This is a genomic window from Flavobacterium mesophilum (genome assembly GCF_039581405.1).
Taxonomy (GTDB): Bacteria; Bacteroidota; Bacteroidia; order Flavobacteriales; family Flavobacteriaceae; genus Flavobacterium.
Genome location: NZ_JBCPXZ010000001.1, coordinates 385,075 through 407,706 on the forward strand (window position 1 = coordinate 385,075; position 22,632 = coordinate 407,706).

21 protein-coding genes are annotated in these 22,632 nt (G+C 33.6%); 6 read left to right on the top strand and 15 right to left on the bottom strand.

Annotation, left to right across the window (positions count from 1 at the left end):
- Nucleotides 1-4: 4 nt before the first annotated feature.
- Nucleotides 5-1,432, top strand: coding sequence for an aminotransferase-like domain-containing protein (locus AAYQ19_RS01525; protein WP_343533126.1), 1,428 nt, complete (start codon nt 5-7; stop codon nt 1,430-1,432).
- Between the two features lie 73 nt (nt 1,433-1,505).
- Here AAYQ19_RS01525 and AAYQ19_RS01530 read toward each other — a convergent pair whose 3' ends face one another.
- The 6 genes from AAYQ19_RS01530 to aspA form a co-directional block, all read right to left on the bottom strand.
- Nucleotides 1,506-2,453: a bestrophin family protein gene (locus tag AAYQ19_RS01530; RefSeq protein ID WP_343533129.1), complete on the bottom strand. Its 948-nt coding sequence runs from the start codon at nt 2,451-2,453 to the stop codon at nt 1,506-1,508.
- Nucleotides 2,454-2,627: 174 nt separating this feature from the next.
- Nucleotides 2,628-3,350: an adenine nucleotide alpha hydrolase family protein gene (locus AAYQ19_RS01535; RefSeq protein ID WP_343533131.1), complete on the bottom strand. Its 723-nt coding sequence runs from the start codon at nt 3,348-3,350 to the stop codon at nt 2,628-2,630.
- Between the two features lie 77 nt (nt 3,351-3,427).
- Nucleotides 3,428-4,831, bottom strand: coding sequence for an ATP-binding protein (locus AAYQ19_RS01540; RefSeq protein WP_343533133.1), 1,404 nt, complete (start codon nt 4,829-4,831; stop codon nt 3,428-3,430).
- Entirely contained in the window at nt 4,832-5,506 is a 675-nt protein-coding gene (locus AAYQ19_RS01545; RefSeq protein ID WP_343533135.1) for a response regulator transcription factor, read from the bottom strand. It abuts the gene before it with no gap.
- 121 nt (nt 5,507-5,627) lie between these two features.
- Nucleotides 5,628-6,899: a BamA/TamA family outer membrane protein gene (locus AAYQ19_RS01550; RefSeq protein ID WP_343533137.1), complete on the bottom strand. Its 1,272-nt coding sequence runs from the start codon at nt 6,897-6,899 to the stop codon at nt 5,628-5,630.
- 151 nt (nt 6,900-7,050) lie between these two features.
- Complete coding sequence (aspA, locus tag AAYQ19_RS01555) at nt 7,051-8,460, bottom strand: aspartate ammonia-lyase (RefSeq protein ID WP_343533139.1); 1,410 nt, start codon at nt 8,458-8,460, stop codon at nt 7,051-7,053.
- Between the two features lie 156 nt (nt 8,461-8,616).
- Here aspA and AAYQ19_RS01560 point away from each other — a divergent pair, with 156 nt between their 5' ends.
- Entirely contained in the window at nt 8,617-9,195 is a 579-nt protein-coding gene (locus AAYQ19_RS01560) for a pentapeptide repeat-containing protein (protein WP_343534384.1), read from the top strand.
- A gap of 18 nt (nt 9,196-9,213) precedes the next feature.
- On the opposite strand, the gene AAYQ19_RS01565 is transcribed toward AAYQ19_RS01560, so the two are convergent.
- The 5 genes from AAYQ19_RS01565 to glyA all read right to left on the bottom strand — a co-directional run bounded on the left by AAYQ19_RS01565 (nt 9,214) and on the right by glyA (nt 13,649).
- Entirely contained in the window at nt 9,214-9,873 is a 660-nt protein-coding gene (locus AAYQ19_RS01565; RefSeq protein ID WP_343533141.1) for a hypothetical protein, read from the bottom strand.
- Between the two features lie 22 nt (nt 9,874-9,895).
- Nucleotides 9,896-10,393 (bottom strand): GNAT family N-acetyltransferase, encoded by a 498-nt coding sequence (locus AAYQ19_RS01570; protein ID WP_343533143.1) that lies wholly within the window; start codon nt 10,391-10,393, stop codon nt 9,896-9,898.
- A 1-nt stretch (nt 10,394) separates the two neighbouring features.
- Complete coding sequence (locus AAYQ19_RS01575) at nt 10,395-11,435, bottom strand: GMP reductase (protein WP_343533145.1); 1,041 nt, start codon at nt 11,433-11,435, stop codon at nt 10,395-10,397.
- A 235-nt stretch (nt 11,436-11,670) separates the two neighbouring features.
- Nucleotides 11,671-12,264 (bottom strand): MiaE family protein, encoded by a 594-nt coding sequence (locus AAYQ19_RS01580; RefSeq protein WP_343533147.1) that lies wholly within the window; start codon nt 12,262-12,264, stop codon nt 11,671-11,673.
- 110 nt (nt 12,265-12,374) lie between these two features.
- A complete protein-coding gene (gene glyA, locus AAYQ19_RS01585) occupies nt 12,375-13,649 on the bottom strand; it encodes a serine hydroxymethyltransferase (protein WP_132991450.1) in 1,275 nt (424 codons plus the stop codon).
- 109 nt (nt 13,650-13,758) lie between these two features.
- Between glyA and fahA the strand changes: the two genes are divergently transcribed.
- Nucleotides 13,759-15,042, top strand: coding sequence for a fumarylacetoacetase (fahA, locus tag AAYQ19_RS01590; RefSeq protein ID WP_343533149.1), 1,284 nt, complete (start codon nt 13,759-13,761; stop codon nt 15,040-15,042).
- A 197-nt stretch (nt 15,043-15,239) separates the two neighbouring features.
- Here fahA and AAYQ19_RS01595 read toward each other — a convergent pair whose 3' ends face one another.
- A complete protein-coding gene (locus tag AAYQ19_RS01595) occupies nt 15,240-16,280 on the bottom strand; it encodes an agmatine deiminase family protein (protein ID WP_343533151.1) in 1,041 nt (346 codons plus the stop codon).
- A gap of 166 nt (nt 16,281-16,446) precedes the next feature.
- On the opposite strand from AAYQ19_RS01595, the gene AAYQ19_RS01600 reads away from it, so the two are divergent.
- The 3 genes from AAYQ19_RS01600 (at nt 16,447) to AAYQ19_RS01610 (ending at nt 20,180) form a co-directional block, all read left to right on the top strand.
- Entirely contained in the window at nt 16,447-17,055 is a 609-nt protein-coding gene (locus AAYQ19_RS01600) for a hypothetical protein (RefSeq protein WP_343533153.1), read from the top strand.
- A 141-nt stretch (nt 17,056-17,196) separates the two neighbouring features.
- A complete protein-coding gene (locus AAYQ19_RS01605; RefSeq protein ID WP_343533155.1) occupies nt 17,197-18,711 on the top strand; it encodes a choice-of-anchor I family protein in 1,515 nt (504 codons plus the stop codon).
- Nucleotides 18,712-18,914: 203 nt separating this feature from the next.
- Nucleotides 18,915-20,180: an OmpA family protein gene (locus AAYQ19_RS01610; protein ID WP_343533157.1), complete on the top strand. Its 1,266-nt coding sequence runs from the start codon at nt 18,915-18,917 to the stop codon at nt 20,178-20,180.
- A gap of 73 nt (nt 20,181-20,253) precedes the next feature.
- On the opposite strand, the gene AAYQ19_RS01615 is transcribed toward AAYQ19_RS01610, so the two are convergent.
- The 3 genes from AAYQ19_RS01615 to AAYQ19_RS01625 form a co-directional block, all read right to left on the bottom strand.
- Entirely contained in the window at nt 20,254-21,144 is an 891-nt protein-coding gene (locus AAYQ19_RS01615; RefSeq protein ID WP_026729496.1) for a carbon-nitrogen hydrolase, read from the bottom strand.
- Nucleotides 21,145-21,224: 80 nt separating this feature from the next.
- A complete protein-coding gene (locus tag AAYQ19_RS01620; RefSeq protein ID WP_343533160.1) occupies nt 21,225-21,698 on the bottom strand; it encodes a DUF6169 family protein in 474 nt (157 codons plus the stop codon).
- Between the two features lie 317 nt (nt 21,699-22,015).
- Entirely contained in the window at nt 22,016-22,429 is a 414-nt protein-coding gene (locus tag AAYQ19_RS01625; protein WP_343533161.1) for a hypothetical protein, read from the bottom strand.
- Nucleotides 22,430-22,632: the final 203 nt, after the last annotated feature.

The window sequence follows — 22,632 nt, forward strand, 5'->3', positions numbered from 1 at the left end:
TTTTATGAAAAGTTCGAATTACTTGTATTTACAGTTTGCAGATGTTATTGAAAAACAAATAAAATCTGGTCTTTTGAATGTTGGAGACAAATTGCCTTCAATCAGGGAAGTTTGTGCAGAAACTGGCTACAGCATGAGTACGGTAAGCAAAGCATATTATGAAGTAGAAAGCAGATCGTTGATTGAATCGCGTCCTCAATCGGGTTATTATGTGAGTAATATTTCGGCCAGAAATATTGCAGAACCTTCTGCCAGCAAACCAATTTTAAAAGTTGAAAATATAGACCGTGAAGATTTACTTGACTTGGTTTACGGCGATATGAGAGTAAAAGATGTTACGATGCTTTCGCTCGGTTTTCCTTCAAATGAATTATTGCCAATTGCCAAACTGAATAAAGGAATGGTTCAGGCTATGCGCCAATTGCCAAACAGCGGCACCAGTTATGAGGAAATTCAAGGAAATAGCAATCTGCGAAAAGAAATTGCGCGCTGGTCTTTTACATGGGGTGGTTCATTAACTGAAGATGATATTATTACCACTCCAGGCTGTATTTCTGCTATTTCGGATTGTTTGTTGACTTTGACAAAACCGGGAGATACAATTATCACTGAAAGTCCTGTTTATTTCGGCATTCTGCAATTGGCAAGATCTTTAGGTTTATATGTTATGGAACTTCCGACCAACATGACAACAGGAATTGAACTTGAAGCCGTAAAAAAAACACTCAAAAGCAATAAAGTAAAAGCTTGTGTTTTGATGAGCAATTTCAGCAATCCCTCTGGAAGTATGATGCCAAGCGAGCATAAAAAAGAAATTGTCCGATTAATGGATTTTTATAATGTTCCGTTGATTGAAGATGATATTCATGGCGATTTGTACTTTGGCGCAAGCCGACCAACCAATTGCAAAACTTATGACGAAAGTGGTATTGTGCTTTGCTGTAGTTCGGTTTCCAAAACATTGGCACCGGGATACCGCGTTGGCTGGGTTTCACCGGGAAAATTCAAAAAAGAAATGCTGCGCACAAAACTATATCACACCATCTCCTCTCCTACTATTACGCACGAAGTTGTGGGCGATTTCTTGAAAAACGGACGTTATGAAAATCATCTTAGAAAGATTCGTCAAATCTTAAATCGAAATTGTAACAATTACATCAATACCGTTTTAGAATCTTTTCCGGCCGGAACAAAAGTGAGTCAACCTCAAGGCGGATTTTTCCTTTGGGTAGAATTGGATAAAAAAATTGATACTGCTGCTTTTTATCATTTGGCCATGAAACACAACATCAGTATTGCACCGGGCAGGATTTTTTCATTTCAGAATCAATTTTCCAACTGTATGCGTTTGAGTTTTGGTCTTCCTTGGACAAATGAATTGCGCCAATCGATTCAAATTTTAGGGAATTTACTCAAAAAATATTCACTTTAAAACAAAAAAACCAGACAGCGCCACTAATTAAAACGCTGCCTGGAACAAATTGAGAAACCAAGTCAATTATTTTTTATAAAACGTAGTAGGCATTTTGCTCTGCCTTTTTAGGTTCTTCTTTTAAATCAAATTCTTTCAGGATATCAAATTCACTTTGATATTCGTTCAGCATTTGTTTGATATTTTTTTCAATTGTGTTTGCAATTGCTGTTACTGGAGTATCTGTTGGTCTGTTTTCAAACGGATCCTGTAAATGAATCGCCATTCTTTCAATCAAAAAGAAAGCTGCTCCAATTGCGGTAATCAACGGAATTGCGAACCAACTCAACACACTTGTCAAACCAAAAGGCAACAATAAAATAAATAAACACAATGTCAATCTAATGTACATGCTGTATGTTGTTGGAAAAATTGTGTTTTTAATTCGCTCACATTTCCCCATATGATCGCATAATCGCGATAATGTATTATCAATTTCAACTTGTTGATAAGCATTGAATCGCTTATCGTTTTTTGCGTTTCTTAGATCTCTTGCGTGAAGCATCAAAATCGCATTTGGAACATTTTGATGATTTTTAATGTATTTTATTTCTTCATCGCTCATCAAGCCTTCGATGGGTTTTATCGCATCTTTATTTCGAAGTGCATGACCTAAACTATAACACCACGCAATTTGTCTTTTTGCAAAATTTTCTTTGAATTCGCTTGCTTCGACAGAAAAATCGGGATCTTTATAAAAGGTCAAAACTTGGCGAATCAAACTTCTCGAGTCGTTTACAATCGCGCCCCAAACAATTCGGGCTTCCCACCATCTGTCGTAGGCCTGATTAGATTTAAAGGCTAATAATAATGATATAATAGTTCCAATCATTGTTGGAATTGCAATCGGAATATCGACCGGCAAATTGATGAAATAATAATGAAATACCTCAAACAAAATGGTATAAGCAAGAACTAGTACAATTTCTACTTTAATTTTTCCGAGAACGTACTTCATTGGTATTCTTTTCTTTAATAACATATTTTCGGTTTTAAATTAAATTAATATTACAACGGTTTACGTGATTAGTAATTAGTGAATAGCCATGGCATAAATTACATTTGCAAAATCGAATCATGTAAAAAAAATTAGTAAAATCTATATCAAGAACAATTATTAATTACTAATTACTATCCACCTTTTACTAATCACTTATTAAACCATTTCCTCGTACAATGAAAGAACTGGAAGTCCTAGTTTTTCATTGATATTTTCTTTTTTGCTCTTTTTGAATTTGATTTTTTCACTTTTTCTCGTTTCGACAAGCAAATCGATTTCATATTTTGATATTGCTTCCGATAAATAAGGTGCTAGATTTTCGTAATCATCATCAATTTTAGAAGTCTGGCTTACAATTTCATAAGAGAAATTCTCATTTAAAAACTGTTGCACATCTTTCACATGTACATTGGCGCTGCCACTTTCAATATAAAGTGCTTTTGTAAAATCTTCTTTTAAACGTTCGTTTCCAAGATGCAGAATCGGGCATTTTTGATTTCCTGCCAATTGAATTAAATATTGATGAATACGTTTTGTTTCTTGTTTGTATGAATGGGTTAAAATCACCAATTTGACTGCGAAATGATCAATAATGCGTTTAAAAATTGGCGAAGAAAGTCCGTATTGATTGTGAACTTTGATTTTGCAGTTTGGAGCATGCTCCACAATATATCTGCAAGTTTCTAAAACTTCTTCCTGGCTAATTGAAAGTCCGGTTTTCATTTCGCGCAAATAAAATGAAGAAGAAAATGAATCAGGCGTTTCAGCAACCATCAATAAAATGATTTCACAAGCCGAATCCTTAGTTTGATTAACTGCCGATTTAACTGCACAAATTGTATCGTCTTTTAAAGTAGTGGGTATAAGGATATTTTTCATAAGTATAATCGTTTAGTTTATACATACAAAATAACTCCTTGAAAATTAGATGGGTATTAATCTAAAATTAGATTTTTCTAAGATTCAACATTAGAATTTTTAATGTTGTTTTTCTTGATTTTTGATTTGTTGAAAATGATGGTCACAATCGTTCCTTTATTCTGTTCTGACTGCACCTGAATTTCGCCATCATGCATGCGAATGATTTTTGAAGCCAAAGGCAATCCTAAACCGTAACCAATATATTTGGTAGCAATTTTTCCTCTAAAGAAAGGTTCATATAAATGCGGGATATCTTCTGGCGGGATTCCAATTCCGATATCATTTATGGCAATTTTAATCATTTCTTTGTTTGCAGAAAGTGTTACAAACACTTCATTATTATCAGAATATTTAACTCCGTTGGTAATAATATTGTTTATTGCCAATTCTAAAAGTGGTTTGTTGCAAGGAATTAAAAGCAAATTAGAATCCTTTGGTGCAAAATTAAGTTTAATACTCACTCTGTTATCTGGAAAAATTTTATCCAAATCAGATTTTACTTCCAATAGTAATTCATCAATTCTGGCAATATCCAAAACTTGTTTTTTGCCATCGTAACCTGTTTGGGTTAATTTCAGCAAACTTTCGGTCAAATTTCCTAATCTTGATGCTTGGCTGTAAATGTTTTCTAAAGACTGAATATATTCTGAAACCTGTCTTTCTTTCAAAAGCATAATTTCAGACTCGGCAATAATAGTCGTAATTGGCGTTTTTAATTCGTGCGAAGCATTATTGATAAAGTTGGCTTGAATTTCAAACGACGTTTCAAGCCTATCGAGCATATCGTTAAATGTAGCGGTAAGATCTGAAATTTCATCAGAGTTTTTGACTTCGGGCAATCTATTATGAAGATTCGAAGCACTAATTCTATTTACCTCTTTTGTAATTCTCGCTACCGGATTAATAACACGTTTTGCTAAAAATCGGCCTAAAAAGAAAGCCAGCAATATAAATCCGATACCGCCAAAAACTAATATTTTGATAATGTATATTGTAGTCGTTTTACCGCGTCTGTCGCGCGCACCAACAATAACAATGTATTTTTGGTTGTTTTCTGTAAAAACTTGGCCTAAATAATATTTGCTGTTGATTTCAAAATAATCTTTTCCAGTACTTAATACAGTTGAATAAAATGAGTTGGGCAAATTCAGTTTTGTATTGTAATCAAAACTGTTCGCACTGTTTATTTTCAACACATATTCTTCCTCTTCAATAAGTTCTTCAAGACCATTTTTCTTAAGATTGCTGTAATACTTTATTTTTTCAGGATCATTTTGAAAATGTATTGAAGCAACAATTTTCGCCCTGTCCTCTAATCTCTTCAAGAAATGATAGCGATTATTTTCCCTAAAAAGGACAAATACTACGATACACAATAGCAATGTACTAAAGGTAGAAAGTGCTACGTATGTAAAAGTAATTCGTTTTCTGATATCCATCTAGGGCTGTATTACGTAACCTAAACCTTTCATGGTATGAATGAGTTTGGTTTTATAAGGTTTATCTATTTTTTTTCTTAAATAATTGATGTAAACATCCACCACATTAGTGTTCATATCAAAATTAATGTCCCAGACATTATCTAAAATCTGATCTCGGGAAACAATTCGGCCTGTGTTTCTTGCCAAATAATAGAGCAGTTTAAATTCTTTTGCTGTCAAAACAATCGCCTCACCGTTTCTTTTTACAGATTTGGCTTTTCCATTTATTTCTAAATCGCCAATTGTTATCGTGTCAATTTTTTCAATATCTTGATTTGCTCTTCGATTCAAAGCATTAACTCTCGCATCGAGCTCGCCAAATTTAAAAGGCTTCACCAAATAATCATCGGCACCTGCGTTTAAGCCTGTCACAATATTTTCAGAAGTTCCCAAGGCAGTCAAAAGCAATATGGGTACAAAGTTTTTGGCTGCGCGCAATCTTCTGCAAATTTCGATTCCATTAATATCTGGCAGCATGACATCTAAAACAACAACATCGAAATGGTAATTGTGAATCATTTCGAGAGCTGTTTTGCCATCGAGAGCCACACTTACTTCGTTATTGTTTTCGGCAAATCCTTTTCGCAAAATCGACAAAAGATTTGGTTCGTCTTCGACTATGAGTAACTTCATCTAAATTTCTGTATACAACAAAAATAAGGATTGACTTTAGAAATATAAATCACAATAATTAAAAATTATGATTTAATTATGAACAAAAGCCTCTGTCGATATTAGGCAAGAATAAAAATGGTTAGAAAGTTTCGCCTGCATTTAGGTAAAAACCTTTAGAACTGTTCCCCCAAGCATAATCCATAATCAAATTGGTTCTTGTAGCTTTATCAATTAAAACGCGCAGACCAAAACCAAATGCTGGCTGAATATATTGAAAAAGTTTGGTGTCTGTATCTGGATTACTTGTAGTCACAAAGTTTGTAAAAACGGTTCCGCTCAACATTTGATTGCACGTAATTGGGAATCTAAATTCGGTTGCTGCATAAACCAAATTTGTTCCTCTAAATAATCCTTGGGTATATCCTTCACCGCTTCGGCTTCGCTGATCCCAGCCAATTGCAGGCAAATTCAAATAAGGAACTTTTCCTTTGGTGACAAATTGCCCGTAGGTCCAAAGTGCTAAAATATATCTTTTATCTTTTTTCGAAACCGGAATAAAATTTCGGTATTCAGCATACAAGACATTGCTTACTTCTTGATTATCAAACAAAACTGGATTAAAACGATAGTTTATATTGGCAAACCATCCATGTGAGGCATTTACTTGATTGTCTCTAGAATCGTAAACCAAGTTAAGACTCATTCCGTTCAAAAAATATTCTTTGTCATCAAAACCGTATTTTTGGTTATAATCATAATGATAGGTAAACTTCCCATTAGCAACATCAAGATCTTTGTCTACAATACTAGAATACCAATCGATATTGATTCCACCTCCAACATAAAAATTGGGATGCACCTGAAAAGAAACCGACTGATGAAACTTAAAATAATTATAATCCATTGGTTGCGCAATCGAATCTATGCTGAAACCAGGAATTTCATCTCGCCTAGGCGGAATAATATTTGTTCCTAAACCATAATTGGGTTGTGAAAATATATACAAACGATAGTCGCCACTCAAAAATATCTTATTGTTTTTCAGCAAAATATTATTCTTGACATTAATAAGCCATTGCTTTTTTGTGGTATATGTTATTCCAACATTCGCAATAGAATATTTATCTGTTTTTTCTTTTCCCTTAAAAGTATATTGAGCAACAGCACCATAAAAGAAACCTGTTGCAGGTTGAGAACCAATTGCTGGAATAATTAGAAAAAAACTGTTTTTTACGGGCTTTACCACGTAAGCAGAATCCTTTTTTTTAAAGATTTCTAAAATTGTTTTCGGAGGACAAATCTTAGAAGAGTCAATTTCGGTCTGCGCTTTTAAACTAAATTGAATAAAAAAGAGCAATCCTATGATTCCATATTTATTCTGAAAGTAATTATTTTTTAAAAATTTTACCATACTAAAGTTTTAATTTTTGGAAACAATAATCAATTCATATGTAAATATATAGCTTATTTTCAAGATTTTACATTACTAAATCAATAAATATAAAATAAAAAAAAGCCGTCAATAAAATGACGGCTTCTTATAACATTATTTATACCAAATACTATTTTGTGATAAATTTTGGATGGATCAAATTTTCTAAAGAATAGATTTCATCCCATTTTTCCTGCGTGATAAGCTTTCGCTCCAAAACTGCAATCTGATGCACACTCTTATTTGTTTTTAAAGCTTCTCCAGCAATACTAGCACTTTCTTCATAACCAATTATTGGATTTAATTGTGTTACAATTCCAATGCTGTTCATTACCATATTATAACAGTGATCTACATTTGCAGTAATTCCGTTGATACATTTATCAATTAAAGTTTGAATGGCATTTGAAAGATAATCTAACGACGTAAACATCGCAAAAGCAATAACTGGCTCCATTACATTCAACTGTAATTGTCCAGCTTCTGCTGCCATTGTTACTGTCAAATCCTGCCCGATTACGTAAAAACAAGTTTGGTTTACAACTTCCGGAATTACCGGATTTACTTTTCCTGGCATAATTGAAGATCCTGGTTGGCGTGCCGGAAGATTAATTTCATTCAAACCTGTTCTTGGTCCAGAACTCAACAACCTCAAATCGTTACAGATTTTGGAAATCTTAACCGCAGAACGTTTTAAAGTTCCCATAATCTGCACATAAGCTCCTGTATCTACAGTTGCTTCAATTAAATCTGGAGAAAGCGTCAATGGAATTCCAACCTCATCAGCCAAATATTTTACGCAAATTTCAGGATAACCTTCTGGCGCATTTACTTTTGTTCCAATGGCCGTTGCGCCCATATTGATTTCCAATAATAATTCCTGAGCATTTTTCAAACGCTGAATATCCTCGCCGATTGTTGTGGCATAAGCTTTAAATTCTTGCCCTAAAGTCATCGGAACAGCGTCTTGCAACTGCGTTCTTCCCATTTTCAAGACCTCTTTGAATTCCTCACCTTTTTTAGCGAAAGCAACTTCAAGACCTGCAAAAGTTTTAATAAAGCTTTCCATTTTCAAATACAAAGCAATTCTAAATGCAGATGGATAAGCATCATTTGTAGATTGTGAACAGTTTACATGATTATTGGGATGAAGAAATTGGTATTCGCCTTTTTTATGACCTAAATATTCCAACCCGATATTCGCGATAACTTCATTGGCATTCATGTTCACGGAAGTTCCCGCGCCACCTTGAATCAAATCGCTAACAAATTCCTTATCAAATTTACCTGCAATAACTTGATCGCTTCCGTAACAGATTGCTTCGGCAATTTTAGGATCGATTGCATTACAATCTTTATTTGCCAAAGCGGCAGCTTTTTTCACATAGCCTAAAGCTTTGATGAACAATGGTTCTTTCGAAATTGAAATACCGGTAATATTGAAGTTTTCTACCGCTCTAAAAGTTTGGATTCCGTAGTATAAATGATTTGGAATTTCTAATTCCCCCAGAAAATCATGTTCTTTTCTTGTTGATTCCATATTGTGAAATTGATAAATTTTGGCTTAATAATAAGTGTAAAGCTACATTAAATTTATTCGAAAGTCGTTAATAATTTCAAAATGATTTATGAATTTCATGGAAAATTCTACAGCAAATTATTACCTTTTCAGCCTCAAATAATTATCGGAAAAGAGTTGAAAAAAGAAAGCGAATATTTTCTTGACAAAGAATACAATAACATTATTTACACCAAAGAAGACTTAAATTTCAAGGATTTCGAAGGCTGTATTTTTAATAATTGTAATTTTTCTGCTTGCGTTTTTCTTGCTGTTACTTTTATCGATTGTGTTTTTAATGATTGCATTTTTAACGAAGCCAAAATCAATTATGTGGCTTTTAGAACAGCCAGATTCAATCGATGTGAAATTAAAGACGTTAATTTTGCGATGTGCGACAAGCTTATATTTGAAATCGAATTCAATGACTGCATTTTGGATTTCTCCAAATTTTATACTCTAAAATTAAAAGGAACATTTTTCACCAATTGCAGTTTGATTGCCGTCGATTTTATGGCTGCAGATTTGACTAATGTCGTTTTTTACAATTGCGATTTATACCGCTCAGAATTTGACAAAGCCATTGCCAATAAAGCCGATTTTAAAACGAGTTTTAACTACACCATTGATCCATCAAAAACTAAATTGAAGAAAGCTGTTTTTTCTTTGAATGAAGTAAAAGGTTTGTTGTTTAAGCATGATGTGATTGTGAGCTAATAAACCTAGTTTAAATCCTTAAGTGTTTTGTATAAAATAACAAACTGTTTTTGCTTTAGGCTCTATAAAAACATACAAATTGCCATCAATCCAAAAATTCATTTTAGAAAACAACTTTTGTTCGTACTCGCTTTCTTCCACAACATTGGTATATTTTGTTGGCACATCATTCCAACTCGTTAATTGGCAAACAAATTTCATTTTATTATTTGTCTTAGGACAAATTGGGATATTTTGTTTTTGATCCCAATGAGGTCGTCCTGCAATTCCCTTAATATCAAATTCATTATCTTCTGTAACACCATCAAATTCTCTCAAAGAAAACTTCTGAGCTTCGTAAATTACTTTTGAATTTATATCTAAACTTTTATATGCACTTCCAATTTCAGATGTATTTTTAGGAAAGATTAATTGGGGTTCGTTGGGCTTTTCATAATCAAGAAATATTTGGTCAAAATCTAAATATATTGGACATATTAAGTTCAATTTAAATGGCAACCAATTAAAAAGCTCGTCATTATTATCTATAAAACCCAAATATTGAAAGTTAGACTTAAATTCATTATCTGGGATTACAAATTCTGCTGGTATTTCACCTCCAAGTTGATGTTTTCCGGTCTCGTTAAATTCGAATTCGTAATTTTTTGTTATGCCTAGCAGGCTTTTAATAAAATTCATTTGTTTTATTTTTAAACCTTTACTATAATTGTTTCCCCATCACATAATCCTCCATCAAATACCCATTCCCAATTTCTATATCAACAGTTTCTTTAATTTCAAAACCAAGTTTTTTATAGAAATTCAAAGCCGTATTAAAGCGGTTTACATTTAATAAAAGTTCTTCTGAGTTATTTTCTAAAGCCATTTTTCCGATTTCTTCAAAAACAATTTTACCGTAACCTTTTCCTTGTGTTTCTGGTAAAAGATAAATTTTATGAATTTTCGTCACTGCTTCGTTTTTATAATTGTGTTCAATTCCGATAAAACCAATTACGGAATCAGTATCTGAAATTAAATAAAACAACTGCTCTTTATTCTGAATTTGTTTTGAAAGTGCTGCATCAGAATAAATAAGATCTAACATATAATCTAATTGTTCTGCCGTTAAAATTTCGCCATATGTAATTGGCCAAGTAATGTGTGCAATCTCTTGAATTTTAGCAATATCATCAATAGATGCTTCAGTAATTTGAATCATATTATTTTTTAAAAACTTGATTTTCTTGCTCGCTTACGCGGATGAAAGTCGTTCGTTTGGTTAATTCTTTTAATCTTGAAGCCCCAACATAAGTACAAGTGCTTCGTATGCCACCTAAAATATCCAAAACAGTGTGAATTACATCTCCTTTAAACGGAACTTGAACTGTTTTTCCTTCGCTTGCTCTGTATTCTGCAACACCTCCGGAATGTTTGTCCATGGCGGTTTTAGAGCTCATTCCGTAAAATTGTTTGAATTTTTCTCCTTTTACTTCGATTAGTTCTCCGCCACTTTCGGTATGTCCTGCTAGCATTCCGCCAAGCATTACAAAATCAGCCGCGGCACCAAAAGCTTTTGCAACATCTCCGGGAGTTGTGCAACCACCATCGCTTATAATGTGTCCGCCCAAACCGTGTGCAGCATCTGCACATTCAATAATAGCAGAAAGTTGCGGATAACCAACTCCAGTTTTTACACGAGTCGTACAAACAGAACCTGGTCCAATTCCGACTTTTACTATATCGGCTCCTGCCAACAATAGTTCCTCAGTCATTTCGCCTGTAACTACGTTTCCTGCAATAATGATTTTATCTGGATATTGTTTGCGTGTTTTCTTTAAAAACTGAACAAAATGTTCTGAATAGCCGTTTGCTACGTCAATACAAATGAATTTCAGTAACGGATTTGCAGTGATTATTTTTTCAATTTTCTCAAAATCTTCTTTTCCTATCCCCGTGCTTACCGCAATATAATCGTAAATATCGGGAGCTGCATTTTTTAGAAATGAATTCCATTCTTCTAAAGTGTAATGTTTATGAACAGCGGTAAAAAGCCTCTCTTTTGCCAAAACTTTTGCGATTTCAAAAGTTCCAACAGTATCCATATTAGCCGCCATAATTGGAATTCCTGTCCAATTTGAAGTACTGTGTAAAAACTTGAAATTTTGCTCTAGAGAAACTTCAGATCTGCTTTTAAGCGTTGATCTTTTAGGTCTAAACATTACATCTTTAAACCCCAATTTTAAATCCATTTCTATTCTCATGATTCGAGATTTTGGTTACTCTCAAATGTAAGAATTTCTGATTTTAGATTTCAGATTATTAGATTAACAAAAACTTGAACTTTTGAACAATTGAGTTCCTGATTCGCTTTCGCGAAAGCGCAAATTAAAAACGGATTTTTTGAAATTTGCCAAACTTTGTGCCAGCTTCTACTTCGCTCAGTCTGACAAACTTGAAACTTGAAACTTTAAACCTGAAACAAAACAAACAAAAAACTTACCCGTGAATCGTCTCTCCTTTTCCGTAATTTGTAATGATTGATTCTTCGAATGCCAACCATTCTCTCCAGCGTTTTTCAACGTCAATACCTATTCCGTATTTACGCGCGTAAGTAATGAAAGTGGTATAATGTCCAGCTTCGCTTTCCATTAATTCTCTGTAGAAAACAGCTAATTCTTCGTCTTGAATGTTTTCAGATAAAACTTTGAAACGCTCACAGCTTCTTGCTTCGATCATTGCAGAAAATAAAAGTCTTTCAACAAGCCCTGAAACACGACTTCCATCTCCGCTTTTCTTCATGTATTGGTATAGTTCGTTTACATAATCGTCTTTACGCTCACGTCCTAATTTTAATCCTCTCTTGATAATGATATTGTGAACTTGCTCAAAATGATCAATTTCTTCTTTGGCAAGAGCCAATAAGTCCACAACTAAATCTTGATGTTCAGAATTATTAGTGATAATTGTAATCGCGTTTGTTGCTGCTTTCTGCTCGCACCAAGCATGATCTGTTAAGATTTCTTCGATATTTTTCTCAACAATATTTACCCATCTTGGGTCGGTTGGCAATTGTAATCTTAATACGCCCATTCTAAATTATGAGTTATGAATTAAAAGTTATGAGTTATAAAAGCAAAAATCGAAAGTCAAAAATAAGACTTTTGACTTTCGATTTTAAAAACTTTAAGGCTTTATCTTAATTAATATGCAAAAATTGGTCTTTCGCTCATTAATTCGTTTACTTCTTCAGCAACTTCTTCGATAAGATCTTCGTTTGTATGATCTGTAAGAACTTTATCGATTAAAGCTACGATAGTTTCCATATCTTTTTCAACTAAACCACGAGTTGTGATTGCAGCTGTTCCAACACGAATTCCAGAAGTGATAAATGGAGATTTATCGTCAAAAGGAACCATGTTTTTGTTTACTGTAATTTCAGCTTTTACTAATGCATTTTCAGCTTCTTTACCAGAAATATTTTTATTTCTTAAGTCAATAAGCATCATGTGGTTATCAGTTCCGCCAGAGATGATATTGTAACCTCTTTTTACGAAAGCATCAGCCATTGCATTTGCATTTTTTTGTAATTGCATTGCGTAAGTAAAGAACTCATCTTTAAGCGCTTCACCGAAAGCAACCGCTTTAGCAGCGATAATGTGCATTAAAGGCCCACCTTGGTTTCCAGGGAAAACAGCTAAATCCAATAATGAAGACATCATTCTGATTTCTCCTTTTGGAGTTGTTAATCCTTGTGGATTTGGGAAATCTTTCCCCATTAAAATAAGACCTCCACGTGGTCCTCTTAATGTTTTATGAGTTGTTGTAGAAACAATGTGGCAATGTGGAATTGGATCGCTTAATAATCCTTTTGCAATAAGACCTGCTGGGTGAGAAATATCAGCAAATAAGATTGCTCCTACACTGTCAGCAATTTGTCTGAAACGAGCAAAATCCATATCACGAGAATAAGCAGAAGCTCCAGCGATAATTAGTTTTGGCTGTTCTTTAGTAGCAATTTCTTGAATTTTATCATAATCTAAACGACCAGTTTCAGCATCTACACCGTAGAATACTGGACGATATAAACGTCCTGAGAAGTTTACTGGAGAACCGTGAGTCAAGTGACCACCGTGAGATAAATCGAAACCTAAAATAGTATCACCAGGATTCAAACAAGCGTGATAAACAGCTGTATTTGCCTGAGAACCTGAGTGTGGTTGTACGTTTGCATATTCAGCACCAAATAATTCTTTAGCTCTGTCAATTGCAATTTGCTCAATAACGTCAACTACTTCGCAGCCTCCGTAATATCTTTTGCCAGGATACCCTTCAGCATATTTATTCGTTAAAACAGACCCTGCTGCTGCCATTACTTCATCACTTACGAAGTTTTCAGAAGCAATAAGCTCTAATCCGTGAATTTGTCTTTCTTTTTCCTCTTGGATAAGATCAAAAATTTGTTCGTCGCGTTGCATTTTTTCGTTTTTCGTTAATTTGATGCAAAAATACAAAAAAACGTTTGTCATACAGTTAGATTATGATATATTTGACATGTAATTTTTCAACAAATAATTAACATCTAACATGCCAATAACCGCCAACGATACCAAAAGAAAATCATGGTTAGAAGTGCCAGAAAATAGCGACTTCCCTATTCAAAATATTCCTTTCGGTGTATTTCTTACTAAAGAAAATGTCGTTACTGTAGGAACACGAATTGGTGATTATGCTATAGATTTAGGGGCTTTACAACAGTTAAACTATTTTGAGGGAATAGATTTGACTGATGATATGTTTATGCAGGACACGCTGAATGATTTTATTTCTGACGGAAAAAAAACATGGCGTTTGGTCCGAAATCGTATTGCTGATATTTTTGATGCAACCAATCCACAACTTAGAGATTCAACAAAACATCGCGATATTGTTATATTTAAAATCGAAGATGTAGAGATGCAATTGCCAGTTTTAATTGGTGATTACACTGACTTTTATTCAAGCAGAGAACATGCAACAAACGTTGGAAAAATGTTCCGTGATCCAGAAAACGCTTTATTGCCAAATTGGCTTCATATTCCAGTAGGTTATCACGGTAGAAGCTCTACAATTGTGCCATCTGGAATTCCAGTTCACAGACCAATGGGACAAACTTTGCCAGCTGGACATGACACTCCTGTTTTTGGCGCTTCACGTTTAGTCGATTTTGAGCTTGAAACTGCTTTTATTACTACCGATGTAAATGTAATGGGCGAAAATATCCCAACTTACGAAGCTGAGGATTATATTTTCGGAATGGTTTTGCTAAATGACTGGAGCGCGCGCGATATTCAAAAATGGGAATATGTGCCACTTGGGCCATTTTTAGCAAAAAACTTTGCGACTTCAATTTCGCCTTGGATTGTAACTATGGATGCTTTGGAACCTTTTAGAACAAAAGGACCTAAACAAGATCCGACTCCACTTCCTTATTTACAAACTAAAGGAAAAAAAGCTTTTGACATTCACTTGGAAGTTTCAATAAAACCAGAAGAACAGGAAGAAACGATTGTTTCAAAATCGAACTTCAAATATTTATATTGGTCAATGAGTCAACAATTGGCACACCATACTTCAAATGGATGTCGTGTTAATTCTGGCGACATGATGGGTTCTGGAACAATTTCTGGTCCAACTCCTGATAGTTTTGGCTCTATGTTGGAATTGACTTGGGGCGGAAAAAATCCGTTAAAAATGAAAGACGGAACTGAACGCAAATTCATCGAAGACAACGATACTGTTATTATTCGCGGTTTCTGTGAAAATGCAGAAGTAAGAATTGGTTTTGGAGAGGTTTCAAGCCAGCTTTTACCTCCGTTTATCAGACAATGAAGAGAAGATAGAATCTCTGAAGAGATATAGAAAATAAAAAACCTTGGTTATGTATGGCCAAGGTTTTTTTATGTTTTGTTTTAATATGGCAAAGTTGCAGGGATACATTTTTTTAAACCATATAAGTAATATAAGTTCATTTAATTCAAACTTAAATTTTCTTATATTTTACTTATATGGTTTTATTTTTTCTCAAATTACGCTGGAATCTGCTGGCTTAAACAGTGCAATGTTCCAAATCCCCAGATAAAATCAATACAGCTAATCCCGATCACTTCGCGATCCGGGAAACATTCTGCTAAAATATTTAAAGCTACTCTATCATTGCTATCGTTGAATGTTGGCACTAAAACGCAATTGTTCAAAATCAAGAAGTTCGCGTAACTTGCTGGCAAACGTAGATCTTCAAAATCAACACGTTTTGGCATTGGCAATGCTACAATTACAGGAGATTTTCCGTTTTCTAATTTTGCGTTTTGCAAACGTTTCAAATTATCCTGTAAAGGTTTGTAATTTGAATCGTTTTTATCTGTTTCTACAATTGTTACAATCGTATCTTCATTTACAAATCGGCATAAATCATCGATATGCCCGTGTGTATCGTCACCTTCTATTCCATCTCCAAGCCAAATTACATTGGTAACACCAAGATATTCTTTAAAAACAGCTTCGTAATCTTCTTTTGTAAAACCAGCATTTCTCACCTGAATTGTTGGATGCATCAAACATTCTTCAGAAGTCAACAAAGTTCCTTTTCCGTTTACATCAATTGCTCCACCCTCAACAATTACTGGTTTTCCTTTGTACATAACTTGCGTCAAAGGAACATCAATAAAATCGGCAATTTTTCCCGGAACGAATTTGTCCAATTGATAGTTTTTATATTTTGCCCAACCGTTGAAATTAAAGTTCAAAGCTTCTCTTTTCGATCCGTTTTTTACAATAATCGGTCCTGAGTCACGCATCCAGCTTCTGTTGGTTTTATGAATAATAAAAGAAACATTTTTAATGTTTACGCGAGCTCTTTCAATCATATCTGCAACTTTCTCCTTTAGCTTTTCATCGGCTACAACCAAAAAAACAGTTTCAAAAGTGGCTACTTTTTTAATAAATTCTACAAAAGCCCATTGAACAGCTTCATATTTTCCCGGCCAATCGTTGCCATTATGCGGAAAACATAAAACAATTCCTTGTTGTTTTTCCCACTCTGCTGGAAATCTTCTATTATTTGTTGACATAAATTGATTCTATTTTTAAAAGTTTACAAAGATAATCATTCATAAGGATTTTGAAAACTCGAATTGATTGATTCTAAATCTTTGACTCAACCTTCATTTTGAATAATATCGTTTCTAAAAAAATCTATATTTGTTTCAGATTCAAACCAAGCTTCAATAACCATTCATGAGAATAACTGATTTTTTCAAAATTATACTAAATGCTTTTGTGAATTTCTTTAAAAGCAAACCGTTCAACAGAACAAATAAAAATTTCAAGCAAAACGCAGCTCTTCTTATATTCCTAGCATTGTCCATATTGTTTCTATCTTGCAGTTTTAGAGTAAGTGAAACTATTCTATATATGGCAATGGGAATTGGTTGTATTTACGGAGGAATCAGTATGAAAAAACACATTCGTAACATGGAAACGAATGGCATTCGTACCAAAGCTAAAATAATAGATTTTCACATAATAGAAAGATGGAGTCACTTTCGCAAAACAAGAATGCGTGGCCGTCAAAAACTTAAATTTTATTACCCAATAATAGTATTTACAGACCTTAACGGCAATTCGATAACACAGCAAATGCCAGATGCAAATACAAATCCACAGAAAATTAACGATTTGATTGATATCCTTTACCTCAAAAAAGAAAATAGTTATGAGATCCTAAGCAATACTAAATGGAGAAAATCTTACCTCCCACTTATTTTTATCATTATAGGAATATATTTTCTCTTGCATGGCTTTTCATCAGCAATACTTTTAATAGCTTCTTCTCAAAATATATAAAAAGAAGTTTTAAACATTCCTCCGTTAAATCAATTTTATAAGGAAAATATCTTATAAAATTAAGTTAAAGATTAAATAATGAAGGCTTAATATTTGACAGAAATCCACGAATTACATTTGCCCAACTAAAAACTAATTAAAATGAAAAAATTAACTGTCTCATTATTAGTGGCTCTTGTAATTATGACGAGCTGTAATAACGATGAAAACGCTAGCAACGAAGTTGTTGTAAATGAAAACCCTGGAACTTTTAAAGAAATTGGTTCTATCACAATTGGTGGTGAAGCTGCTGCTGAAATTTCGGCTTATTGCGAAAAAACCAAAAGACTTTTTACAGTAAACAATAGTGGAACAAACCAAATTGATGTTATCGATATTTCTGATCCTACAAAACCAGTAAAAATCGGTAAAATTGATTTGACAGCTTACGAAGGAGCTTCAAATAGCGTTTCTGTTTTTGATGGAAAACTTGCTGTTGCTTTAGAATCGACTGCAAACAAACAAGGAAACGGGAAAGTTGTTATTTTCAACACTTCAGATTATAGTTTGATCAAACAAGTTACTGTTGGAGCCTTGCCAGATATGATTACTTTTTCTCCTGACGGAAAATACATTATGACAGCAAATGAAGGAGAACCAAATACCGATTATTCACAAGATCCAAACGGAACAATTTCTATTATTGAAACTAGCACTTACAATGTTACAACTTTAGATTTCAGTTCATTTGCTAGCCAAGCTGCAGCTTTAGCAAAAGACGGATTCAGAATTTCAAAATTTGCTAAAACTAGTTTTGCTCAAGATATCGAACCGGAATACATTACAATTTCTGACGATTCTAAAACGGCTTGGGTAACTTTACAAGAAAACAATGGTGTTGCAAAAGTTGATTTAACCTCAAAAACTATTACCGCTATTTATCCTTTAGGTTTAAAAGATTACAATACTGCAGATAATGCAATTGACGTAAGCGACAGCGACAGCAAAATTGCTTTTAATCCTTGGAAAGTAAAAGGACTTTATATGCCAGATGCCATTAGCCATTTTACGGTAAACAATACTCCTTATTTTGTTACTGCTAACGAAGGTGATGCAAGAGAATATACTGCTTATACAGATGTGAAGCGCATGAAAAGCATGACTTTAGACGCTACAGTTTTTCCAGATGCCGCTACTCTAAAATTAGATGCTAATGTAGGAAGACTAAACCTTGTTGCTGACATGGGAGATACTGATGGAGATGGAGACTTAGACGAAATGGTAAGTTTTGGAGCTCGATCTTTCTCTATTTGGAATGGAAACACAGGAAAAATCGTTTTTGACAGCAAAAATGACGTTGACAAAAAAACAAACGAAATTGGAACATACGACGATAAAAGAAGCGACGATAAGGGTTCTGAACCAGAAGCTGTTGTGGTAGCTAAAATGGGAAATCAAAACATCATATTTGTTGGTTTAGAAAGATCTGATGCTTTTATGGTTTATGATGCTACAAACCCAACTTCTCCACAATATCTACAAACGGTAAAAACTGGTGACGCGCCAGAAGGAATTCTGTTTATTCCTGCTTCAAAAAGCCCTACTAAAAGAAGTTTGCTAGTAGTAAGCAGCGAAGGCGATGGAAGTGTTAAAATATATCAGCCAGACTTGAAATAAATCTTATTTTAAAAAAGGAAGAAAAGGACAAAATATAAATTTTGTCCTTTTTTTATGCGTACATTTTTGATTTCATTAACGATTTTACATAATAAAAAGCCAAAACGTGGGAATTATGTAAGAGCAAATAGAACACATTCTAAAACCCACCCTATAATTTTGTCATGAGTTTAATAATAACAACCAATCTAAAATTGAATATCATGAAAAAGAAATTAACTTCTCTGTCCTTTCTAATATTTGCGTTTGCTGCAAGCGCTCAAGATATGTCGACCACTACTACTCCAACTTCTGATCAGCAATTATACAACAAATGGTCTTTAGAATTAAATGGCGGAGTCAACAAACCAACGAGAACAATGACTCCTGGTTATTCCACAGCAACTTTAAATCCGTTTCACGCCGATTTAGGAGTGAGATATATGTTTAGCCCGAAATTTGGGGTAAAATTAGATGTTGGATACGATCAATTCACAGAACGTGATGACACCCCAGATTTTGAAAGCAGATATGTTAGAGCAAGTATCCAAGGTGTTGTAAACATCGGTCGTGCTTTAAATTTTGAAACTTGGACAAATACTATTGGCGTATTAGCACATGGAGGTTTCGGGGTTTCGCAAATTAGCACCGAAACTGGTCCGGGAGGTCAAGATTATATGGGACACGGAATTTTAGGTTTAACCGGACAAGTAAAACTTAGCAACAGAGTGGCTTTGACTGGAGACCTTACCGGAATTGTTAATGGAAAACAAAACTGGAATTTTGACGGAATGGGAACTACCTCAACTGGTGCTTTTGACGGAGTTTTATTAAATGCCTCTGTCGGTTTAACTTTCTACTTAGGTAAAAACGAAAAACACGCTGACTGGGTTGGTGAAGAAGATAGAATTACTGACTTAGAAAAAAGAGTGGATTTAATTGAAACAGGATTATTAGACACTGATAAAGATGGCGTTGCAGATTTGTATGATTTAGAACCAAATTCTATCGCTGGAGTTGCTGTGAATACTAAAGGACAATCTATTGATACCAATCAAAATGGTGTGCCAGATGAGTTAGAAAGCTATTTGGACAAAACTTATGAAAAGAAAGGCAGTGGCAGCAGTGCGGCTACAAACAATACTGTTGAGGAATTAATCAACGGAGGTTATGTAAATGTTTATTTCGATTTCAATTCGTCTAAACCTACAAACGCTTCATTGTCTGGTGTTGATTTCTTAGTGAAATATCTGAAAAACAATCCAGGAAAATCAGCAGATATTATAGGTTATGCTGACGAAATTGGAAGCTCAAGCTACAATACTGAATTATCAAGAAAAAGAGCTGAAGCTGTGAAAAAAGTAGCAATAAATGCTGGAATTGATGCTTCAAGATTGAATGTAATTGCTAACGGAGAAGATACTTCGGTTAACAAAAACTCTAAAGAAGCGCGTCAAATCGTGAGAAGAGTTACTTTCCAAGTGAAATAAATCTTAGCTATATAGTTAAAAAGGCGGTTTCAAAAGTATTGAAACCGCCTTTTTTATATTGAGATAAATCTAATTATTTATCAATTGCTCTTTTTGTAATATCTCCAAAAGCGTCAATTCTTCTATCTCTGAAGAATGGCCAGTTTTGACGAACATTTTCTTGCAAATCTAAATCAACCTCAGCAATTAAGATTTCCTCTTTATCATGTGAAGCTTGAGCTAAGATTTCACCCTGTGGCCCAGCAATGAAAGAAGCTCCCCAGAATTGGATTCCTTCAGTTCCTTCGATATATTTTTCAAGACCAATTCTATTCGCAGCTGCAACGAAAACACCATTTGCTACAGCGTGGCCTTTCATTACATTCATCCAAGCGCCATATTGGTTTTCACCGTATTGCTCTTTTTCTTTAGGATGCCATCCAATTGCTGTTGGATAAAATAAAACTTCTGCTCCTTTAAGCGCCGTAATACGAGCTGCTTCTGGATACCATTGATCCCAACAAATTAAAGTTCCAACAGTTCCTTTTTTAGTTTCAATTGCTTGAAAACCTAAATCCCCTGGAGTAAAATAGAATTTTTCATAGAAATGTGGATCATCCGGAATGTGCATTTTACGATACAAACCAGCCTCTGTACCATCAGTATCGATGATATAAGCACTGTTGTGGTAGATTCCAGCCATTCTTTTTTCGAAGAAAGGAACAATGATAACTACTCCTAATTCTTTTGCCAATTCACTGAAAGCAATAAATGAAGTGCTGTAAAGCGGTTCTGCTAAGGCAAAATTATCAACATCCTCACTTTGGCAGAAATAATGACTGCTATATAATTCAGGAAGCAAGATCACTTCTGCTCCTTGGCTTGCAGCATCTCTTACCCAGCTGATACATTTTTTTAAATTGTTTTCGGCAACATCATTCAGATTTAACTGAATAACCGATATTTTATATTTTCTTTTCGGCATGACATAAAATTTAGAGTGCAAAAATAGTAAATTTTGAAGGAATGGCAAAGTATGCAATTATGTACCATATTAAATTAAGATCATTTTAAATTTGTAAATTTTTCTAACTGCAAACTAACATTCTCAATTAATTCATCTTCATTATAAAACTTGTTATCAAAAATAAAACCCAAATGGTAGTTCAAACTTGCTTCTTGAGTTTCGTACTGAAAATTAATTTTGTATAATTCATCACTTTTAGAATTCAAATACCATTTGTCAAATAATCTTTTTCTAAAATCTTGTCTGAAATCTACAATGTCACAAACATAGCTGATTATTATATCGGGAGTTATTGTGAAAAAATCATTTATAATCTTAATTATCGTAATTTCAATATTAGGATCGTTGTAAAACTTTTGATTATTAGATTCATAAAAATCAACAAAATAAAGATTCTCAAAGTATTTATTCTCAAAATCTACTTTTCTAAAACTGACAAAATACTTTAAATCATATTTTGTTATAAAATAAAAAAGAGGGTCTAAACCCTCTTCTGAAATATATTGATACATTAAAAAATAACTTTATTTTTTCTTTACTTTCGCCAAAACTTCTTTGCGATGTTCTTCTTTCAAATCTACCATTTTCTTTAAAACTTCAATTGTCTTAGAGTTTGGTTTTATGATTATTGTCTTTTCCATAATTGTTTTCGAATTGACTACAAATGTAAGAAAAAATAATTAAAAAACTTATATTTCAATAAAATGGCATAAATACGCCAACACTAATTCTTACATTTCAAACAACTAAAAAACCATTTCACATCAGCTTAAAATTAAACTTTTGCAAAATGGCTTTCGACCTAAAAAAATATCAACTAAGAAAGTTGTTATTCGATTACGACTTTTTGAGTCAAGAATTCAGTTTCTGATTTTTTGAATTTGATTTCGATTGTTCCTTTTGCAGTTGCTTTGAATTTGTAAACTGTCTTTTTAGGATCTGGTACTTGTTGTGTGCAAACTCCTTCTGATGGATATTTTGCTACAACTTGTAAACCGCTTACATCACCAATTTTTGTTTCAGAAATTTTATCAAATTCTCCGCAAGCGTTATCTACTAAATAAGTTACATCATAGCTCAATTCGTCGTTTACTTTTCCTGTTGCTGGACCTTCAATTTTGGTTACAAAAGCTGTTTTTGTTTTTACAGCGCTTTCTGCTTTATCATCGTCGTTGCTGCAAGAAATTAATGCAGTTGATAAAAATAATACTACTAAAACTGATTTTAATCTAAACCTTTTCATATAAAATAATAATTAATTGTTAATTACTATGAAGATGTAGCATCGTTGCAAAGGTTGCTTATACAAAATGTTAAATAGTTTCATTCCCCTTTCAAGCATTTGAAAATCAAAAACTTATTTTTTGATTTTTTTTTCAAAAAAAGCATATTTTTCCTTTTGAAAATAAAAAATTCTCGTCTAGCCCCGATAGAAGCGGCATCCTT